This window comes from Serratia sp. CY40230 (genome assembly GCF_052168835.1).
GTDB lineage: Bacteria > Pseudomonadota > Gammaproteobacteria > Enterobacterales > Enterobacteriaceae > Serratia > Serratia nematodiphila.
The window spans coordinates 1-16,310 of record NZ_JBJNLX010000011.1; the positions used below are offsets into that span (position 1 = coordinate 1).

Here is a 16,310-nt window from a genome sequence, read left to right on the forward strand (position 1 = left end):
GTATATTACGCTTTCCTCTTTCAGAGTCAACCCTAATTTTCAGGATTTTTTCTCTTTCTTCCCGGCCGCTGTGTGAAGTGAATCACTTGCGCCGTGTCGATGGAGGCGCATTATAGGGATCCGAGTTTTTTGCACAACCCCTTTTTTGATCTTTTCTTTCTGTTTGCACACTTTTCAGCCCTTCCGGGTGGATCTTGTGCGATCAGGGCCATTTTCCGCAGGATCCGACGCTGCCGTTGGTTGTAATTCCATCGCCAGGGTCTAGTATTGCCGGTAAATATGATCCCGACGTGAGGCAAGCACCATGTCCGATGCAGTACGTTCTTATCTTCAATACACCCCCAAACTCGGTCAGCGCGTCTTGATCGATCCTTCCAGCGTCGTGATCGGCGATGTCGATCTGGCGGATGACGTCAGCATCTGGCCGCTGGTCGCCATTCGCGGCGACGTCAATGCGGTAAAGATCGGCGCACGCAGCAATATTCAGGATGGCAGCGTGCTGCATGTGACTCACCGCTCCGAACATAACCCCGACGGTTATCCCCTGTTAATTGGCGAAGACGTTACCGTGGGCCATAAAGCGATGCTGCACGGCTGCGCCATCGGCAACCGGGTGCTGGTCGGGATGGGATCGATCCTGTTGGACGGCGTAGTTGTAGAAGATGACGTGATGATTGGCGCCGGCAGTTTGGTGGCGCCGGGCAAACGCCTGGCCAGCGGCTATCTTTATATGGGTAGCCCGGCACGCCAGGTTCGGCCTTTGACCGCCGCCGAGTTGGAGGGATTGCTTTATTCTTCTAACAACTATGTACGCTGGAAAGACGAATACCTGTCGGAAGATATCTGATGGGCGCCCCGTTCCCTATAAAGAGAACGGGGGTAGGATTTATGCCGCCAGCTCGCTGCGCAGCTGGCGCAAGACTGGTTCTATCTCTGGCATTACTCCGTGCCACAGCAGGAAAGCATGCGCCGCCTGCCCCACCAGCATACCCAGCCCATCGGCGTATTCCGTTGCGCCCTGCTGCTGCGCCCAGGCCAGAAATGGCGTAACGCCTTGCTGATAGAACATGTCATAGCAACGGGTTTGCGCATTCACCACACCTGCAGGCAACGCCGGGATCTCCCCGCTGATGCCGGACGCCGTCGCATTGATCACCAGATCGAACGCTTGCGGATCCAGTTGATCCATCGGCGCCGCCGAGATCTCCCCCAGATGCCGGAAAGCGTCAGCCAACTCTTGGGCCCGACTGAAAGTGCGGTTGGTGATCGTGAGCCGGCAGCCGAAAGACAGCAGCGGCAGGATCACGCCGCGTGCCGCACCGCCGGCGCCCACCAGCAGAATGCGATCCTGCGACCGGATCAATTGCTGGCGCTGCAGATCGGTCAACAAACCGATGCCGTCGGTGTTGTCCCCCAGCAGTTCGCCATTCGGCAATACCTTCAGGGTGTTGACCGCACCGGCCATCGCCGCGCGCTCACTCAGTTCAGAGGCGGCCGTGTAAGCACGCTCCTTGAAGGGCACCGTAACGTTCGCCCCCAACCCTCCGGCGCGGATAAACGCCTGCAGGCTAGTTTCAAAACCGTCCAGCGGCGCCAACACCGTCCCATAAGGATGCTCAATGCCGGTCTGGGCAGCAAACAGCGCATGAATTCGCGGCGACTTGCTGTGGCCGATAGGGTTGCCAAATACCGCAAACTTCTCCATGCCCATTTCCTCTAGCCCTGACGGATCTGTTCGCCGGTCAGAGCATCTCTGATTTCGGAAGGGTTAAGACGGCCGCCTACCTTGCCGGCCAATACCGGGAAAGCCTCGCCGAATTGCCGTGTGACCTCATCCGCACTGCGGCACGGTTCCAGCCCACTGAGATTGGCGCTGGTCGACACCAGCGGCTTGCCGTACTGCCGGCACAGCAACTGCACCAGCGGATGATCGCTGACGCGCACCGCCAGTGAACTGAAACGCCCGGTCAACAAACGCGGCGTCTCCGGGCGAGCAGGCAACACCCAGGTTACCGGCCCAGGCCAGCTGGCAAACATCGTCGCGCGCTGCTGTTCGCTGAGCGTACTGTCGTCAATATAAGGCTTAAGCTGCGCATAGTCGGCGGCGATCAAAATCAGCCCCTTTTCCCACGGCCGCTGTTTCAGCGCCAGCAATGCATTGACCGCCTGCTCGCTGTCGGGATCGCAACCCAGGCCGAATACCGCTTCGGTGGGATACGCAATCACCTGCTGTTGATGCAAAGCATCGATGATAGATAAAAGATTCGGGCTTAATTCTGAATTCATGATGTGATTATTCTGTAGTCGCAACGGGTTTTCCGCACAGCTTGCTGGCACAGCACAGGACGGGGCCTTTTGCCGTGCGCTTTTCCATCAGCAGCGGATAATGGCAATAGGCGCATTCACCGGCGACGGGTTTAACGTTGAGAGCGAACTGGCATTCCGGGTAACGATCGCAGGAGTGAAAAACCTTGCCGTAACGCGACTTGCGCTGCAGCAGTTTGCCTTGGCCGCACTGCGGACAGGTAATGGCGGTTTCGTCAGGCTTGTCGATCACTTCTGTGTGATCGCACTGCGGATAATCGCTGCAGCCGATAAACATGCCGTAGCGCCCCTGGCGCAGCACCAACGTCGCCTGACACTTCGGGCACTGTTGCCCATCCAACACCTTAACGACATGCCCATCGGCCTGTGCTTTCAGCGGCCGAATATATTGGCATTCAGGGTACTGGGAACAGCCGAGGAAGGGGCCGTGGCGACCGCTACGGATCACCAGCTCGGCCCCGCATTCCGGACAGGGTTCATTTTGCCTGGCGGCAAAAATCGCGTTTTTTGTCATAACGTCTTCTATGCGCGTTATCGGCTCAATGCAGATAACCTTCGTTCACTTCAAACAACAGTTCTTCCATTTGCTGATAGGCGCTTTCATATCCGGGGATATTAAACAGCACCATCAACACGACCCATTTCAGATCTTCGAGATCGAATTCCGCATTATCCAAAGCCATAACGCGGTCGATAACCATTTCACGGGTTTCGAGGTTCAATACCTGAATCTGTTCCAGGAACAGGAGAAAACCACGGCAGCCGGCGTCCAAACGCGCGCTTTCCTCTTCGGTATAGATCCGCATCGCCAGCGGATCGGCATCCATAAAGTAAGGCGCATTTTGACCTTCTTGCAGGTCGGCCAACTTCTCAAGCCAATTCAACGCGTTGTAGATATCATCCTGATGAAACCCCGCCTGGGCGAGATCATCGGTCAGTTGATCCTGATCGACGCGCATCTCTGGTTCATTGTGGATATAAGTTTCAAACAAGTACATGAGTACGTCGAACATGGCTTGCCCTCCTTATTCGGACATAGCCGCCGGGTACAGCTGCGATCCACCCTGCTAACTCCAGCTCGAGTAACTTGATTACCACCACTGGCACAGGTTGGCCGGCACGTTCAGCGACGACGTCAACAGGTGTCACCTCATCTCCTACGTTAGCCAACACATCGGCAAATGGCAATTCAACTTCAGCCTGCGACGCACAAATAGTTGTATTTTCGTTCAGTGGCAACCATTGAAGGCCGCTTCCCAGCAATTCGGCGATATCTTTCGGCCCGGTCACCAGATGCGCGCCCTGTTGGATCAGCCAGTGCGTGCCTTCGCTCATCGGGTTCCCTAACGGCCCCGGCAAGGCGAATACCTCACGCCCTTGCTCCAGCGCATAGCGAGCCGTCACCAGGGTACCGCTGCGCAACGAGGCTTCTATGACCAGAACGCCCTGGCTCAGCCCGCTGATAATGCGGTTGCGGCGCGGAAAATGGTCGGCCAGGGGCAAATCGGTGACCAAATGATCTGAAATCACCGCACCGCCCTGCTCGACTATCTGCTCTGCGAGCCTGTGGTGCCGCCGCGGGTAGACATTGGCCAGCCCGCAGCCCAACACCGCTATCGTGCAACCCCCGGCCGCCAGCGCTGCGCGATGGCAAATGCCGTCGATGCCGATCGCCAAACCACTGGTGATGGTGAAACCGCAACGCGCCAATTCCTCGGCGAAATGGTTAGCCCAGCGCTCGCCGTAGTGGCTGAACTGCCGGCTGCCAACCATGGCAAGTTGCGGGCGCAACAGCGCCTGAGGATCTCCATCGATCAGCAGGAACAGCGGCGCATCGTCGATCTGAGCCAGGCATTCGGGATAGCCGGCCGCTGCATAGTTCAGCATACGGTGCGCCGGCACTTCCAGCCAGCGCAAGGTGGCCGCCAGATAACCGGGATCCGTCTGGTTGAACTGTGCCCGTTGCCGTTCATTCAATCCCAGTTCACGCAACGCGCGGCGAGGCTCGCCACCCATTTGCGATAACTGCCGCACGATCCGGCTGGCCACGACGGTCTGCAGCCCCGTAACCCCCCGCATCCGTAAAGCGATCTCTTCCGGCCGCATCCTCTGTTCCCTCAGCAAAAACGGTGGTATTACCAATCTGAGCAATTGGTGCGCAATGCTGTCAATCAGGCCGGGAAATGTCTAGAATAGAGGTTAAACCTCGTTCATTACTCGGATACAGATCTAAAGATATATGTCAGTCTTGCAGGTATTACATTTCCCAGACGAGCGTCTGCGCAAAGTCGCAGCGCCGGTAAAAGAAGTCAATGCAGATATCCAGCGCATCGTGGATGATATGTTTGAAACCATGTACGCAGAGGAAGGCATCGGCCTTGCTGCGACTCAGGTGGATATCCATCAGCGCATTATCGTGATCGACGTCTCCGAGAATCGCGATCAGCGCCTGGTGCTGATCAATCCGGAGCTGCTGGAAAAAAGCGGCGAAACCGGCATCGAGGAAGGCTGTCTTTCCATTCCCGAGCAGCGTGCATTGGTACCACGCGCCGCGCAGGTGAAGATCCGCGCGCTGGATCGCGAAGGCAAATCTTTCGAGCTGGAAGCGGACGATCTGCTGGCGATCTGCATCCAGCACGAGATGGATCACCTGATGGGTAAACTGTTCGTCGATTACCTGTCGCCGCTCAAGCGCCAGCGCATTCGTCAGAAACTGGAAAAAATGGCCAAGCTCCAAGCCCGCGCCTAACCGATCAGGAAATCAACGTGTCTGACTCTTTACGGATTATTTTCGCCGGAACACCAGACTTCGCAGCGCGTCATCTTGACGCGCTGTTGTCATCTGAGCACCAGATTGTCGGCGTTTTTACCCAGCCTGACCGCCCGGCAGGCCGCGGCAACAAGTTGACGCCAAGCCCGGTAAAAGTGCTGGCTGAACAACACCAACTGCCGGTATTTCAGCCCAAATCGCTGCGCCCAGAAGAGAACCAGCGCCTGGTAGCCGATCTTAACGCCGACGTGATGGTGGTGGTTGCCTACGGGTTGATCCTGCCGCAAGCGGTGCTGGATATGCCGCGTCTCGGTTGCATCAACGTACACGGTTCGCTGCTGCCTCGCTGGCGCGGCGCGGCACCGATCCAGCGTTCGCTCTGGGCCGGCGACAGCGAAACCGGCGTGACCATCATGCAGATGGACGCCGGCCTCGATACCGGCGACATGATGCACAAGATCGCCTGCCCGATTGAGAGCAGCGACACCAGCGCCAGTCTCTACGGCAAACTGGCCCAGCTCGGCCCACAGGGCATGCTGACGACGCTGCGCCAAATGGCCGACGGCAGCGCCACCCGCGAAGTACAGGACGAAGCATTGGTCACTTACGCCGAGAAGCTGAGCAAAGAAGAAGCTCGCCTGGACTGGAACCTGTCCGCCGCACAACTGGAGCGCTGCATCCGCGCCTTCAACCCTTGGCCGATCAGCTACTTCACCATCGACGATCAACCGGTAAAAGTGTGGCAGGCCAGCGTGCTGGCGCAAAGCGCCAACGCGGAGCCGGGCACCGTTGTTCATGCCGACAAGCACGGCATTCAGGTGGCGACCGCCGACGGCATCCTCAATCTGATCCAGCTGCAGCCCGCCGGCAAGAAACCGATGTCGGCGCAGGACCTGTTAAATTCACGTCGTGAATGGTTTACCCCGGGTAACCGGCTGTAAGTCACCCCACTGCCCGGCCGTTCATCGCCGGGCCGTTATTTTCTTAATGCCGATCGTTATCAGCTTCAGCCTATGAAAAATAATTACAATCTCCGCAGCATCGCTGCCAAAGCCATCGGCCAGGTGCTGGATCAGGGGCAGTCGCTCAGCACTGTCCTGCCGGCGCTGCAAACCTCCATCAGCGACAAAGATCGCGGGTTGCTGCAGGAGCTGTGTTTCGGCACGTTACGCGTGCTGCCGCAGCTCGAATGGTGCATTCAGCAATTGATGGCCAAGCCGCTGACCGGTAAGCAGCGTACGCTGCACTACTTGCTGATGGTCGGCCTGTATCAGCTGCTGTATACCCGCATCCCGGCGCACGCCGTGCTGGCGGAAACCGTGGAAGGTGCGGTAGCGCTGAAACGCCCGCAGTTAAAAGGCCTGATTAACGGCGTCTTGCGCCAATTTCAACGCCAGCAGGAAGAGCTGTTGCAACGCGCCGCCAACAATGACAGCCGCTATCTGCATCCCAGCTGGTTACTGAAACGCATTCAACAGGCTTATCCCGCCAACTGGGAACAGATCGTCGACGCCAATAACCAGAAACCGCCGATGTGGCTGCGCATCAACCGCCTGCATCACACCCGTGACGCTTATCTGCAGCTGCTGAACGACGCCGGCATCGCCGCGGAAACTCATGCAGACTATGCCGATGCAGTGCGTTTGCTGGCGCCTTGCGCCGTGACCGATCTGCCAGGGTTCGCCGAAGGCTGGGTCACCGTGCAAGATGCCTCAGCCCAGGGGTGTGTCGATCTGTTGGATCCGCAAGACGGCGAACAGATCCTCGATCTGTGCGCCGCACCCGGCGGCAAAACCACGCATATTTTGGAAACGGCGCCGAAAGCACACGTCATGGCGGTCGATATCGACGAACAGCGCCTGGCGCGAGTCAAAGAGAACCTGCAGCGTCTGCGTTTGCACGCAGAGGTTAAACTGGGCGATGGCCGCACTCCGCAGCAGTGGTGCGGGGACAAGCAGTTCGACCGCATCCTGCTGGACGCGCCTTGTTCCGCCACCGGTGTGATCCGCCGTCATCCCGACATCAAATGGCTGCGCCGCGATCGCGACATCGCCGAACTCGCCGCACTGCAGGCAGAAATTCTGGAAGCCGTCTGGCCGCATCTAAAATCAGGCGGAGTGATGGTTTACGCCACCTGTTCTATCCTGCCGGATGAAAACAGCAACCAGATCGCCGCGTTCTTGCAACGCCACGCCGATGCCAAGCTGGTTGAAACCGGCGATGCGCAGCGGCCAGGGCGACAGAATATCCCGCATCCCGAGGACGGCGATGGCTTCTTTTACGCTAAGCTGATTAAAATGTAATACTTCAGGGCGTGCGTGCGCGCCCTAAGTCTTTCAGTGTGAAGCAGAGAACACGATGAAAATAATTATTCTTGGTGCCGGTCAGGTTGGCGGGACGCTGGCGGAAAACCTGGTGGGTGAAAACAACGATATCACCGTCGTCGATACCGATTCCGGCCGCTTGCGTCAGCTGCAGGATAAATTCGATTTGCGGGTGGTTCAGGGGCATGGTTCCCACCCTCGGGTGCTGCGCGAAGCCGGCGCAGAAGACGCCGACATGCTGGTCGCCGTCACCAACTCCGACGAAACCAACATGATCGCCTGCCAGATCGCCTATTCTCTGTTTAATACCCCTAACCGTATCGCCCGTATCCGCGCGCCGGAATACATCCGCGAGTCGGAGAAACTGTTCCTGCCGGAAGCGGTGCCAATCGACCATCTGATTTCGCCGGAGCAGCTGGTCATCGACTATATCTACAAGCTGATTGAATACCCTGGCGCGCTGCAGGTGGTCAACTTTGCCGAAGGCAAGGTCAGCATCGCCGCGGTTAAAGCCTATTACGGCGGCCCGTTGGTCGGCAATGCGCTCTCTTCAATGCGCGAGCACATGCCGCATATCGATACCCGCGTCGCCGCCATATTCCGCCAGGATCGTCCGATCCGTCCGCAGGGCTCGACCATTATCGAAGCCGGTGATGAAGTGTTCTTCGTCGCCGCCTCACAGCATATCCGCGCGGTGATGAGCGAACTGCAGCGGCTGGAAAAACCCTATAAGCGCATCATGATCGTCGGCGGCGGTAACGTCGGCGCCGGCCTGGCCGCCAAGCTGGAAAAAGACTACAACGTCAAACTGATCGAGCGGAATCAGCAACGCGCCGCCGAACTGGCCGAACAGCTGCACGACACCATTGTATTCTACGGCGATGCCTCCGATCAGGAGCTGCTGGCCGAAGAGCACGTCGAGCAGGTGGATGTTTTCATCGCCATCACCAACGACGATGAGGCCAACATCATGTCCGCCATGCTGGCCAAACGCATGGGCGCCAAGAAGGTGATGGTATTGATCCAGCGCCGCGCCTATGTCGATCTGGTGCAAGGCAGCGTGATAGATATTGCCATTTCCCCGCAGCAGGCAACCATCTCCGCGCTACTTGGGCATGTGCGCAAAGCGGATATCGTCAGCGTCTCGTCACTGCGCCGCGGCGTGGCAGAAGCGATCGAAGCGATTGCCCACGGCGATGAAAGCACATCTAAAGTGGTCGGCCGCATCGTGGAAGACATCAAGCTGCCACCGGGTACTACCATCGGTGCAATCGTGCGTGGCGACGACGTGATCATCGCCAACGGCAACAGCAAAATCGAACAGGGCGATCACGTCATCATGTTTATTACCGACAAGAAATTCGTGCCGGACGTTGAACGCTTGTTCCAACCGAGCCCGTTCTTCTTGTAGAACGAATTTATTAGGCGATGGTCTATAATTGCGTAGTTGTTCTCTGCCTTGGGAGGAGATAAAACTTCTCTCCATTTGTGGCAAAGGGAAATTGCTTTGTTAAACTTGAGTTATTAATTCTGCAAGGGGTGCGTTCTATGAGTATGTTGAAAGAGTTTCGCGAATTTGCCATGCGCGGCAACGTGGTCGATCTGGCCGTCGGTGTGATTATCGGTGCGGCATTCGGCAAGATTGTTTCGTCCTTCGTGGCCGATATCATCATGCCACCGTTGGGCTTACTGATTGGCGGCGTCGATTTTAAACAGTTCCATCTGGTGTTACGTGAAGCTCAGGGCGCCGTACCGGCGGTGGTAATGAACTATGGTTCATTCATCCAGACCGTATTTGACTTTGTGATTGTCGCCTTCGCTATCTTCCTGGCGATTAAACTGATGAACAAGGTGCGCCGCAAGCAGGAAGAAGCGCCAGCAGCGCCGCCAGAACCAACCGCAGAAGAGAAACTGCTGACGGAAATCCGTGATTTGCTGAGCCAGCAACAGCAGCCAAAACTGTAAAACAGCATTAAGTTATGCCAATAAAAAGCCACCGATGAAGGTGGCTTTTTTAATGCCTTAAAACCAGAAGGCCAGTGGTAAATTATCGTTTGATAGTTTGCCACTGGCCTCCCAGTTACCGCCTTTGTTGTGTTTTTCTTTACGCCGATAGCTGCCTTTGCCTTTCACATTCTTTTCCACTCGTTGGCGGAATAGCGGGTCATGCAGCAGCGCCTCAATGGCGTTATCTTGAATCTGGCCTTTAGTGTGACGATATTTCGTCATGATAATGCTCCTGTAAAAGGTAGGGTAATAAAACGAGCCGATAATACTGCCGGCAATATAAAAATTAAAGTACCGTCAGCAATCTTTTTTGCCTTTATCATCGCTGGCACCCTGTTCCAAGGCTTCCAGAATAGAACAATAGTTGCTGGTATGGGCAGTGCCGCAGCAGGCGTCACTCAGGCGTTTCAACGATTCGCGCATGCGAGTCAGCTCCGCCAACTTGCTTTCCACTTCACTCAGGCGAGCATCGACGATCGACTTCGATTCCTGGCAGGTATGATGTTCAGGATCAACCCGGATCGACAGCAGTTCGGCGATCGTTTCCAGAGTAAAGCCCAACTGTTTGGCATAGCGAATAAAACGCAGCCGCTGCAGGTCCTGCTCCGTATACAGCCGATAACCGCCTTCGGTGCGGACATTGTGATCTATCATGCCCTGCTTTTCATAGTAACGCACGGTATCCGGCGTCACTTCGGCGAGCTTGGCCAACTGACCTATCTTGAACATTACCGCTCCTCTCGGGTGAACTTGCCATCAAGCGCGCGCTGATATTCGCCATGCAAGAAATCGGTGCTCATCCCAGCCTGACGCAGCCGGTGCTCCAGCAGTGCCATGCGCTTGCTGAGATCGACATAGTCCGGATGTTCGCTATTAATCTCTTGCAGCAAGCGAGCAACGGTCAACGCCTCTTTACGATCTTCCAGCGCCGGCGGCAGGTAACCGGCATTTTTCAGCAAACGGTAACCGGCGCGTAGCTCGGGCGGCACCGCGCTGTCATCTTCCAGCGCCAGCGGCTGCCCCTGGCCAGACAGGTTGTCGAACTCGCCTTTATCCTGAGCATCAAGGATATGACGCTCCGCCCATTGATCAAGCAACCCCATGACAGACAGCCTCGGTTAGCCTAATGAATAAGCCTTAGCATAGCGGATAGGGGCGGGGATCTTAAGCACTGCAGGGGAATTGCGCACATTTGGCTGGGTTTGGACGTAAAAAAACCGGGCAAGCCCGGTTTTTTTACGCGTCTACAGATTACTCTGCAGTTGCTACTTCTGCTTGAGACTCAGCACGATCAACCAGCTCGATGTATGCCATCGGCGCGTTGTCGCCTGCGCGGAAGCCACACTTCAGAATGCGAGTGTAACCACCGGCACGGCTCGCGAAACGCGGGCCCAGCTCGTTAAACAGTTTTGCCACGATCTCGTTATCACGAGTACGGGCGAATGCCAGACGACGATTAGCTACGCTGTCGGTCTTGGCAAGAGTAATCAGCGGCTCAACAACGCGACGCAGCTCTTTTGCTTTTGGCAGGGTCGTCTTGATGATCTCATGACGAACCAAAGAGCCGGCCATGTTACGGAACATAGCCTGGCGATGGCTGCTGTTACGGTTCAGTTGACGACCACTCTTACGATGGCGCATGACCTTATCCTTCTCAGTAAAACCTTAACCTGTGATCCGGTTACTCGTCAGCAATGCTTGCCGGCGGCCAGTTTTCCAGGCGCATGCCCAGAGACAGACCACGTGAGGCCAGCACGTCTTTAATCTCGGTAAGAGATTTTTTACCCAGGTTTGGCGTTTTCAGCAACTCAACCTCGGTACGCTGTACCAGATCACCGATGTAGTGGATAGCTTCTGCCTTGAGGCAGTTAGCAGAGCGGACAGTCAATTCCAGATCGTCAACAGGGCGCAGCAAGATCGGATCGAATTCCGGTTTCTCTTCTTTAACTTCCGGCTGACGCACATCACGCAGGTCAACGAAAGCTTCAAGTTGTTCAGCCAGAATGGTGGCCGCACGGCGGATCGCCTCTTCAGGATCGATCGTGCCATTGGTCTCCATTTCGATGACCAGCTTATCCAAGTCAGTACGCTGTTCTACACGCGCAGCTTCAACATTGTAGGCGATACGCTCTACAGGGCTGTAGCAGGCGTCAACCAACAGACGACCGATTGGGCGCTCATCTTCTTCCGAATGAATTCGGGCAGAAGCCGGCACATAACCGCGACCGCGCTGAACTTTGATACGCATGCTGATAGCCGCGTTCTCATCAGTCAGGTGGCAAATCACGTGCTGAGGCTTGACGATTTCGACATCACCATCATGGGTGATGTCGGCAGCGGTCACAGGGCCAATGCCAGATTTATTCAGGGTAAGAATAACTTCGTCTTTGCCTTGAACTCTCACCGCCAGCCCTTTCAGGTTGAGCAGGATCTCCAGGATATCTTCCTGTACGCCTTCTTTGGTGCTGTACTCATGCAGTACACCATCAATCTCAACCTCGGTCACCGCGCAACCCGGCATAGATGAAAGCAGAATACGGCGCAGTGCGTTGCCAAGAGTATGGCCAAAGCCACGCTCTAAAGGCTCAAGGGTCACCTTGGCGTGCGTCGAACTGACTTGCTCGATATCTACCAGGCGCGGTTTTAGAAACTCTGTCACAGAACCCTGCATTGTGTCCTCTCTTTGGTACTAAGCTTTACTTGGAGTAAAGCTCGACGATCAGGTGTTCGTTAATGTCCGCAGACAGATCGGTACGTTCAGGCATACGCTTGAACACGCCTTCCATCTTAGCAGCATCAACTTCCAGCCAAGTCGGCTTTTCACGCTGCTCAGCCAGCTCCAGAGAAGCTTTAACACGAGACTGCTTTTTAGCTTTCTCGCGGATGCTGACTACGTCATTCGGAGATACCTGATAAGAAGCGATGTTAACAACGCGACCGTTTACCATAACTGCTTTGTGGCTAACCAGCTGACGTGACTCTGCACGAGTAGCGCCGAAGCCCATACGGTAAACAACGTTGTCCAGACGACCTTCCAGCAGCTGCAACAGGTTTTCACCGGTGTTGCCCTTCAGGCGGGTTGCTTCTTTGTAATAGTTGCGGAATTGACGCTCCAGAATGCCGTACATACGACGAACTTTCTGCTTCTCACGCAACTGAACACCGTAATCAGACAGACGCGGTTTACGCGCACCGTGCTGACCAGGTGCTTGTTCAATTTTACACTTGGAATCGATCGCGCGAACGCCAGACTTAAGGAACAGGTCTGTGCCCTCACGACGGCTCAGCTTGAGCTTAGGACCCAAATATCTTGCCATTTTCTTTCTCCAACAATCCTAAAAGCTGCGTTACACGCGGCGCTTTTTCGGCGGACGACAACCGTTATGAGGGATCGGAGTCACATCAGTAATGTTAGTGATGCGGAAACCAGCCGCGTTCAGAGCGCGGATAGTAGACTCACGACCAGGACCAGGTCCTTTAACCATAACTTCCAGGTTCTTGATACCGTATTCTTTCACTGCGTCAGCACAACGTTCTGCTGCAACCTGTGCTGCGAACGGAGTGGACTTACGAGAACCACGGAAACCGGAACCACCGGCTGTTGCCCAACCCAAAGCATTACCCTGACGATCAGTGATGGTAACGATGGTGTTGTTGAAAGAAGCATGGATATGAGCCACGCCGTCAGAGACTTGCTTTCTTACACGCTTACGTGTACGAACAGGTGCCTTTGCCATTATTCAATAACCCCGATTATTTCTTGATCGGCTTGCGCGGACCCTTACGGGTACGAGCGTTGGTCTTGGTGCGCTGACCGCGTACCGGCAGACCACGACGATGACGCAAACCACGATAGCAACCAAGGTCCATAAGACGCTTGATGCTCAGGGTAATTTCACGACGCAAATCACCCTCAACGGTGTATTTGGCAACTGCATCACGAAGCTTTTCGATTTGCTCTTCAGACAGCTCACTGATCTTAACATTTTCAGCAATACCCGTAGATGCACAGATAGCCTGTGAACGGGTTTTACCGATACCGAAGATCGACGTTAAGGCGATAACGGTATGTTTATGATCAGGAATGTTAATGCCTGCTATACGGGCCACTATGCACTCCTACTATTTTATACAGCAACACCATTCTGAAAAGCCCGTTTTCAGGATACTCAAATAATGTTGCAGTGCGACATACAAAAGATTGGCTGGCTAATCTAGCCAGCTCAACCCAACTTTGCAAGAAAAATATGCGAGATAATCAGCCTTGACGCTGTTTATGCTTCGGCTCGGCGCTGCAAATCACACGAACGACACCGTTACGCTTAACGATTTTGCAGTTACGACATAATTTCTTGACGGAAGCACGAACTTTCATTTTTACTCTCCGTAACTTCTCAAACGAATCTGACTAGCGGTTATAGCCTTTCAGATTTGCTTTCTTCAATGCAGACTCGTACTGACTTGACATCATCAGAGTTTGCACTTGAGCCATAAAGTCCATGATGACGACAACCACGATCAGTAGCGAGGTACCACCAAAGTAGAATGGTACTTTCATTGCATCACGCATGAACTCCGGGATCAGGCAGATGAAAGTAATGTACATCGCGCCCACCAGGGTTAAACGCGTCATTACTTTATCGATATACTTCGCCGTTTGCTCTCCCGGACGAATTCCTGGTACGAAGGCACCGGACTTCTTCAGGTTATCTGCTGTCTCACGCGGGTTGAAAACCAACGCCGTGTAGAAGAAACAGAAGAAGATGATTGCAGACGCATAGAGTAACACATAAAGCGGTTGCCCTGGCTGCAAATACAGCGAAATCGTAGTCAGCCAGTTCCAACCGGTACCGCCCCCAAACCATGATGCAATCGTGGCCGGGAACAGAATAATGCTGGAAGCGAAAATCGCCGGGATAACACCCGCCATGTTCACTTTCAACGGTAAGTGTGTACTCTGTGCTGCATAAACACGACGACCTTGTTGACGCTTCGCATAGTTAACGACGATACGACGTTGACCACGCTCGATGAAAACAACGAAGAAGGTTACTGCAAACACCAATACTGCAACCAACAGCAGCAGGAGGAAGTGCAGGTCGCCTTGCCGCGCTTGCTCAATAGTATGGGCCACTGCCGGCGGGAGACCCGCTACAATACCCGCGAAGATAATGATCGAGATACCGTTGCCGATACCGCGCTCAGTAATCTGCTCACCCAGCCACATCAGGAACATTGTCCCGGTTACCAGGCTCACAACCGCAGTAAAGTAGAATGCAAAGCCTGGGTTTAACACCAGGCCCTGCATACCAGGCATATTCGGCAGACCGGTAGCAATACCGATCGACTGGAATATGGCCAATACCAGCGTACCGTAGCGGGTGTACTGGCTAATCTTGCGACGGCCAGCCTCCCCTTCTTTCTTGATTTCCGCCAACGCTGGATGAACCACCGTCAGCAGCTGGATAATGATCGACGCCGAGATATACGGCATGATCCCCAGAGCAAAGATAGAAGCACGGCTGAGGGCACCACCAGAGAACATGTTAAACATTTCAATGATAGTGCCTCTCTGCTGCTCAAGCAATTTGGCAAGCACAGTGGCATCGATACCAGGAATCGGAATGAAAGAGCCGATGCGGAAGACAATCAGCGCGCCGATGACAAACAAAAGTCTGCGCTTCAGCTCGCCGAGCCCGCCTTTAGCACTTTGAAAATCTAATCCTGGTTGCTTAGCCATCTGCTACTTATTCCTCAATTTTACCGCCAGCAGCCTCGATAGCAGCACGAGCGCCTTTGGTGACACGCAGACCACGCAGGGTTACCGGACGAGCGACTTCGCCAGAAAGTACAACTTTCGCGAATTCGATCTGGACACCAACTACGTTAGCGGCTTTCAGCGCGTTCAGGTCGATAACATCGCCTTCAACCAGAGCCAGTTCAGACAGACGAACTTCTGCCGTGATCATCGCTTTGCGTGAAGTGAAGCCGAATTTCGGCAGACGACGGTACAGAGGCATCTGACCACCTTCGAAACCACGACGTACGCCACCGCCAGAACGAGACTTCTGACCTTTGTGACCACGGCCGCCGGTTTTACCCAGGCCAGAACCAATACCACGACCTACACGCTTAGGCGCATGCTTGGCACCTTCAGCCGGAGACAGAGTATTTAAACGCATCTGTTACTCCTCAACTTTAACCATGTAGGAAACCAGGTTGACCATACCGCGAACAGCAGGAGTATCCTCGCGCTCTACGGTGTGACCAATACGACGCAGACCCAGACCGAGCAGAGTAGCTTTATGCTTCGGCAGACGGCCAATTGAGCTGCGAGTTTGTGTAACTTTAATAGTCTTAGCCATGGTCAATTACCCCAGAATGTCGGCAACGGATTTACCACGCTTAGCAGCGACCATTTCAGGAGACTTCATATTCGCCAGAGCGTCGATAGTTGCACGAACCACGTTGATCGGGTTGGTGGAACCATAAGCTTTAGCCAATACGTTGTGCACCCCAGCAACTTCGAGAACGGCGCGCATTGCACCGCCCGCGATGATACCGGTACCTTCATGAGCAGGCTGCATGAACACGCGAGAACCCGTGTGAGCGCCCTTAACAGGGTGCTGCAGGGTGCCGCTGTTCAGCGCGACGTTCATCATGTTGCGACGGGCTTTTTCCATCGCTTTCTGGATCGCTGCTGGAACTTCGCGTGCTTTGCCGTAGCCAAAACCAACGCGACCGTTACCATCACCAACTACAGTCAGTGCGGTAAAGCTGAAAATACGGCCACCTTTTACGGTTTTAGATACGCGGTTTACCGCGATCAGCTTTTCCTGCAGTTCGCCAGCTTGTTTTTCGATGTGAGCCATCTTAAACCTCTT

24 protein-coding genes are annotated in these 16,310 nt (G+C 54.8%); 6 read left to right on the plus strand and 18 right to left on the minus strand.

Annotated features, from left to right (window positions below; translation table 11 throughout):
• The first annotated feature begins 304 nt into the window (after positions 1-304).
• Positions 305-847, plus strand: coding sequence for a gamma carbonic anhydrase family protein (locus ACJ8IJ_RS23590; protein ID WP_004929699.1), 543 nt, complete (start codon positions 305-307; stop codon positions 845-847).
• Positions 848-886: 39 nt separating this feature from the next.
• On the opposite strand, the gene aroE is transcribed toward ACJ8IJ_RS23590, so the two are convergent.
• From aroE to dprA, 5 genes are read right to left on the minus strand one after another with little or no spacing between them, the layout of a single operon-like run.
• Complete coding sequence (aroE, locus tag ACJ8IJ_RS23595; RefSeq protein ID WP_325962827.1) at positions 887-1,705, minus strand: shikimate dehydrogenase; 819 nt, start codon at positions 1,703-1,705, stop codon at positions 887-889.
• Positions 1,706-1,716: 11 nt separating this feature from the next.
• Entirely contained in the window at positions 1,717-2,286 is a 570-nt protein-coding gene (gene tsaC, locus ACJ8IJ_RS23600; RefSeq protein WP_016930312.1) for an L-threonylcarbamoyladenylate synthase type 1 TsaC, read from the minus strand.
• A 7-nt stretch (positions 2,287-2,293) separates the two neighbouring features.
• Complete coding sequence (locus tag ACJ8IJ_RS23605) at positions 2,294-2,839, minus strand: DNA topoisomerase family protein (RefSeq protein ID WP_004929705.1); 546 nt, start codon at positions 2,837-2,839, stop codon at positions 2,294-2,296.
• A gap of 25 nt (positions 2,840-2,864) precedes the next feature.
• A complete protein-coding gene (gene smg, locus ACJ8IJ_RS23610) occupies positions 2,865-3,338 on the minus strand; it encodes a DUF494 family protein Smg (RefSeq protein ID WP_004929707.1) in 474 nt (157 codons plus the stop codon).
• Entirely contained in the window at positions 3,310-4,431 is a 1,122-nt protein-coding gene (gene dprA / locus ACJ8IJ_RS23615; protein ID WP_021505263.1) for a DNA-protecting protein DprA, read from the minus strand. Before dprA ends, smg begins: the two co-directional genes overlap by 29 nt.
• A 133-nt stretch (positions 4,432-4,564) precedes the next feature.
• On the opposite strand from dprA, the gene def reads away from it, so the two are divergent.
• From def to mscL, 5 genes are all read left to right on the plus strand, one after another.
• Positions 4,565-5,074: a peptide deformylase gene (gene def, locus ACJ8IJ_RS23620; protein ID WP_004929710.1), complete on the plus strand. Its 510-nt coding sequence runs from the start codon at positions 4,565-4,567 to the stop codon at positions 5,072-5,074.
• Between the two features lie 17 nt (positions 5,075-5,091).
• Complete coding sequence (fmt, locus tag ACJ8IJ_RS23625; protein ID WP_325962826.1) at positions 5,092-6,036, plus strand: methionyl-tRNA formyltransferase; 945 nt, start codon at positions 5,092-5,094, stop codon at positions 6,034-6,036.
• Positions 6,037-6,108: 72 nt separating this feature from the next.
• Positions 6,109-7,398 (plus strand): 16S rRNA (cytosine(967)-C(5))-methyltransferase RsmB, encoded by a 1,290-nt coding sequence (gene rsmB / locus ACJ8IJ_RS23630; RefSeq protein ID WP_325962825.1) that lies wholly within the window; start codon positions 6,109-6,111, stop codon positions 7,396-7,398.
• A gap of 55 nt (positions 7,399-7,453) precedes the next feature.
• The gene (trkA, locus tag ACJ8IJ_RS23635; RefSeq protein WP_004929716.1) at positions 7,454-8,830 is read left to right on the plus strand and encodes a Trk system potassium transporter TrkA; all 1,377 of its coding nucleotides are present in this window, start codon (positions 7,454-7,456) and stop codon (positions 8,828-8,830) included.
• A gap of 137 nt (positions 8,831-8,967) precedes the next feature.
• Positions 8,968-9,384 carry a large-conductance mechanosensitive channel protein MscL gene (gene mscL / locus ACJ8IJ_RS23640; protein ID WP_004929718.1) on the plus strand — a complete coding sequence of 139 codons (417 nt, stop codon included), beginning with the start codon at positions 8,968-8,970 and terminating at the stop codon, positions 9,382-9,384.
• Positions 9,385-9,441: 57 nt separating this feature from the next.
• Here mscL and ACJ8IJ_RS23645 read toward each other — a convergent pair whose 3' ends face one another.
• From ACJ8IJ_RS23645 to rpsE, 13 genes are all read right to left on the minus strand, one after another.
• Positions 9,442-9,648: an alternative ribosome-rescue factor A gene (locus ACJ8IJ_RS23645; RefSeq protein ID WP_004929720.1), complete on the minus strand. Its 207-nt coding sequence runs from the start codon at positions 9,646-9,648 to the stop codon at positions 9,442-9,444.
• A 75-nt stretch (positions 9,649-9,723) separates the two neighbouring features.
• Positions 9,724-10,155, minus strand: a complete 432-nt coding sequence (gene zntR, locus ACJ8IJ_RS23650) for a Zn(2+)-responsive transcriptional regulator (RefSeq protein ID WP_442518968.1) — start codon at positions 10,153-10,155, stop codon at positions 9,724-9,726.
• Positions 10,155-10,529 (minus strand): DUF1992 domain-containing protein, encoded by a 375-nt coding sequence (locus tag ACJ8IJ_RS23655; protein WP_131165365.1) that lies wholly within the window; start codon positions 10,527-10,529, stop codon positions 10,155-10,157. The genes zntR and ACJ8IJ_RS23655 overlap by 1 nt, the downstream gene beginning before the upstream one ends.
• A gap of 148 nt (positions 10,530-10,677) precedes the next feature.
• Positions 10,678-11,067, minus strand: a complete 390-nt coding sequence (gene rplQ / locus ACJ8IJ_RS23660) for a 50S ribosomal protein L17 (RefSeq protein WP_004929726.1) — start codon at positions 11,065-11,067, stop codon at positions 10,678-10,680.
• Between the two features lie 40 nt (positions 11,068-11,107).
• Positions 11,108-12,097 (minus strand): DNA-directed RNA polymerase subunit alpha, encoded by a 990-nt coding sequence (locus ACJ8IJ_RS23665; protein WP_002919219.1) that lies wholly within the window; start codon positions 12,095-12,097, stop codon positions 11,108-11,110.
• Positions 12,098-12,122: 25 nt separating this feature from the next.
• The gene (gene rpsD / locus ACJ8IJ_RS23670; RefSeq protein WP_004929729.1) at positions 12,123-12,743 is read right to left on the minus strand and encodes a 30S ribosomal protein S4; all 621 of its coding nucleotides are present in this window, start codon (positions 12,741-12,743) and stop codon (positions 12,123-12,125) included.
• A gap of 30 nt (positions 12,744-12,773) precedes the next feature.
• Positions 12,774-13,163: a 30S ribosomal protein S11 gene (gene rpsK / locus ACJ8IJ_RS23675; RefSeq protein ID WP_004929731.1), complete on the minus strand. Its 390-nt coding sequence runs from the start codon at positions 13,161-13,163 to the stop codon at positions 12,774-12,776.
• Positions 13,164-13,179: 16 nt separating this feature from the next.
• Positions 13,180-13,536 carry a 30S ribosomal protein S13 gene (gene rpsM, locus ACJ8IJ_RS23680; RefSeq protein WP_004929734.1) on the minus strand — a complete coding sequence of 119 codons (357 nt, stop codon included), beginning with the start codon at positions 13,534-13,536 and terminating at the stop codon, positions 13,180-13,182.
• A gap of 148 nt (positions 13,537-13,684) precedes the next feature.
• Positions 13,685-13,801 carry a 50S ribosomal protein L36 gene (rpmJ, locus tag ACJ8IJ_RS23685; RefSeq protein ID WP_002227352.1) on the minus strand — a complete coding sequence of 39 codons (117 nt, stop codon included), beginning with the start codon at positions 13,799-13,801 and terminating at the stop codon, positions 13,685-13,687.
• 33 nt (positions 13,802-13,834) lie between these two features.
• The gene (secY, locus tag ACJ8IJ_RS23690) at positions 13,835-15,166 is read right to left on the minus strand and encodes a preprotein translocase subunit SecY (RefSeq protein WP_004929740.1); all 1,332 of its coding nucleotides are present in this window, start codon (positions 15,164-15,166) and stop codon (positions 13,835-13,837) included.
• Between the two features lie 7 nt (positions 15,167-15,173).
• On the minus strand, positions 15,174-15,608 hold the full coding sequence (rplO, locus tag ACJ8IJ_RS23695) for a 50S ribosomal protein L15 (protein WP_004929742.1): 435 nt from the start codon (positions 15,606-15,608) through the stop codon (positions 15,174-15,176).
• 3 nt (positions 15,609-15,611) lie between these two features.
• Complete coding sequence (gene rpmD / locus ACJ8IJ_RS23700; RefSeq protein ID WP_048232028.1) at positions 15,612-15,791, minus strand: 50S ribosomal protein L30; 180 nt, start codon at positions 15,789-15,791, stop codon at positions 15,612-15,614.
• A 6-nt stretch (positions 15,792-15,797) separates the two neighbouring features.
• On the minus strand, positions 15,798-16,298 hold the full coding sequence (gene rpsE, locus ACJ8IJ_RS23705; RefSeq protein WP_004929747.1) for a 30S ribosomal protein S5: 501 nt from the start codon (positions 16,296-16,298) through the stop codon (positions 15,798-15,800).
• Positions 16,299-16,310: the final 12 nt, after the last annotated feature.

What these genes read in the sequence shown, in the direction of transcription:
- ACJ8IJ_RS23590 (WP_004929699.1), top strand. Translation starts at nt 305, where the DNA reads ATGTCCGATGCAGTACGTTCTTATCTTCAATACACCCCCAAACTCGGT.
- aroE (WP_325962827.1), bottom strand. Translation starts at nt 1,705, where the DNA reads ATGGAGAAGTTTGCGGTATTTGGCAACCCTATCGGCCACAGCAAGTCG.
- tsaC (WP_016930312.1), bottom strand. Translation starts at nt 2,286, where the DNA reads ATGAATTCAGAATTAAGCCCGAATCTTTTATCTATCATCGATGCTTTG.
- ACJ8IJ_RS23605 (WP_004929705.1), bottom strand. Translation starts at nt 2,839, where the DNA reads ATGACAAAAAACGCGATTTTTGCCGCCAGGCAAAATGAACCCTGTCCG.
- smg (WP_004929707.1), bottom strand. Translation starts at nt 3,338, where the DNA reads ATGTTCGACGTACTCATGTACTTGTTTGAAACTTATATCCACAATGAA.
- dprA (WP_021505263.1), bottom strand. Translation starts at nt 4,431, where the DNA reads ATGCGGCCGGAAGAGATCGCTTTACGGATGCGGGGGGTTACGGGGCTG.
- def (WP_004929710.1), top strand. Translation starts at nt 4,565, where the DNA reads ATGTCAGTCTTGCAGGTATTACATTTCCCAGACGAGCGTCTGCGCAAA.
- rsmB (WP_325962825.1), top strand. Translation starts at nt 6,109, where the DNA reads ATGAAAAATAATTACAATCTCCGCAGCATCGCTGCCAAAGCCATCGGC.
- trkA (WP_004929716.1), top strand. Translation starts at nt 7,454, where the DNA reads ATGAAAATAATTATTCTTGGTGCCGGTCAGGTTGGCGGGACGCTGGCG.
- mscL (WP_004929718.1), top strand. Translation starts at nt 8,968, where the DNA reads ATGAGTATGTTGAAAGAGTTTCGCGAATTTGCCATGCGCGGCAACGTG.
- ACJ8IJ_RS23645 (WP_004929720.1), bottom strand. Translation starts at nt 9,648, where the DNA reads ATGACGAAATATCGTCACACTAAAGGCCAGATTCAAGATAACGCCATT.
- zntR (WP_442518968.1), bottom strand. Translation starts at nt 10,155, where the DNA reads ATGTTCAAGATAGGTCAGTTGGCCAAGCTCGCCGAAGTGACGCCGGAT.
- ACJ8IJ_RS23655 (WP_131165365.1), bottom strand. Translation starts at nt 10,529, where the DNA reads ATGGGGTTGCTTGATCAATGGGCGGAGCGTCATATCCTTGATGCTCAG.
- rplQ (WP_004929726.1), bottom strand. Translation starts at nt 11,067, where the DNA reads ATGCGCCATCGTAAGAGTGGTCGTCAACTGAACCGTAACAGCAGCCAT.
- ACJ8IJ_RS23665 (WP_002919219.1), bottom strand. Translation starts at nt 12,097, where the DNA reads ATGCAGGGTTCTGTGACAGAGTTTCTAAAACCGCGCCTGGTAGATATC.
- rpsD (WP_004929729.1), bottom strand. Translation starts at nt 12,743, where the DNA reads ATGGCAAGATATTTGGGTCCTAAGCTCAAGCTGAGCCGTCGTGAGGGC.
- rpsK (WP_004929731.1), bottom strand. Translation starts at nt 13,163, where the DNA reads ATGGCAAAGGCACCTGTTCGTACACGTAAGCGTGTAAGAAAGCAAGTC.
- rpmJ (WP_002227352.1), bottom strand. Translation starts at nt 13,801, where the DNA reads ATGAAAGTTCGTGCTTCCGTCAAGAAATTATGTCGTAACTGCAAAATC.
- secY (WP_004929740.1), bottom strand. Translation starts at nt 15,166, where the DNA reads ATGGCTAAGCAACCAGGATTAGATTTTCAAAGTGCTAAAGGCGGGCTC.
- rplO (WP_004929742.1), bottom strand. Translation starts at nt 15,608, where the DNA reads ATGCGTTTAAATACTCTGTCTCCGGCTGAAGGTGCCAAGCATGCGCCT.
- rpmD (WP_048232028.1), bottom strand. Translation starts at nt 15,791, where the DNA reads ATGGCTAAGACTATTAAAGTTACACAAACTCGCAGCTCAATTGGCCGT.
- rpsE (WP_004929747.1), bottom strand. Translation starts at nt 16,298, where the DNA reads ATGGCTCACATCGAAAAACAAGCTGGCGAACTGCAGGAAAAGCTGATC.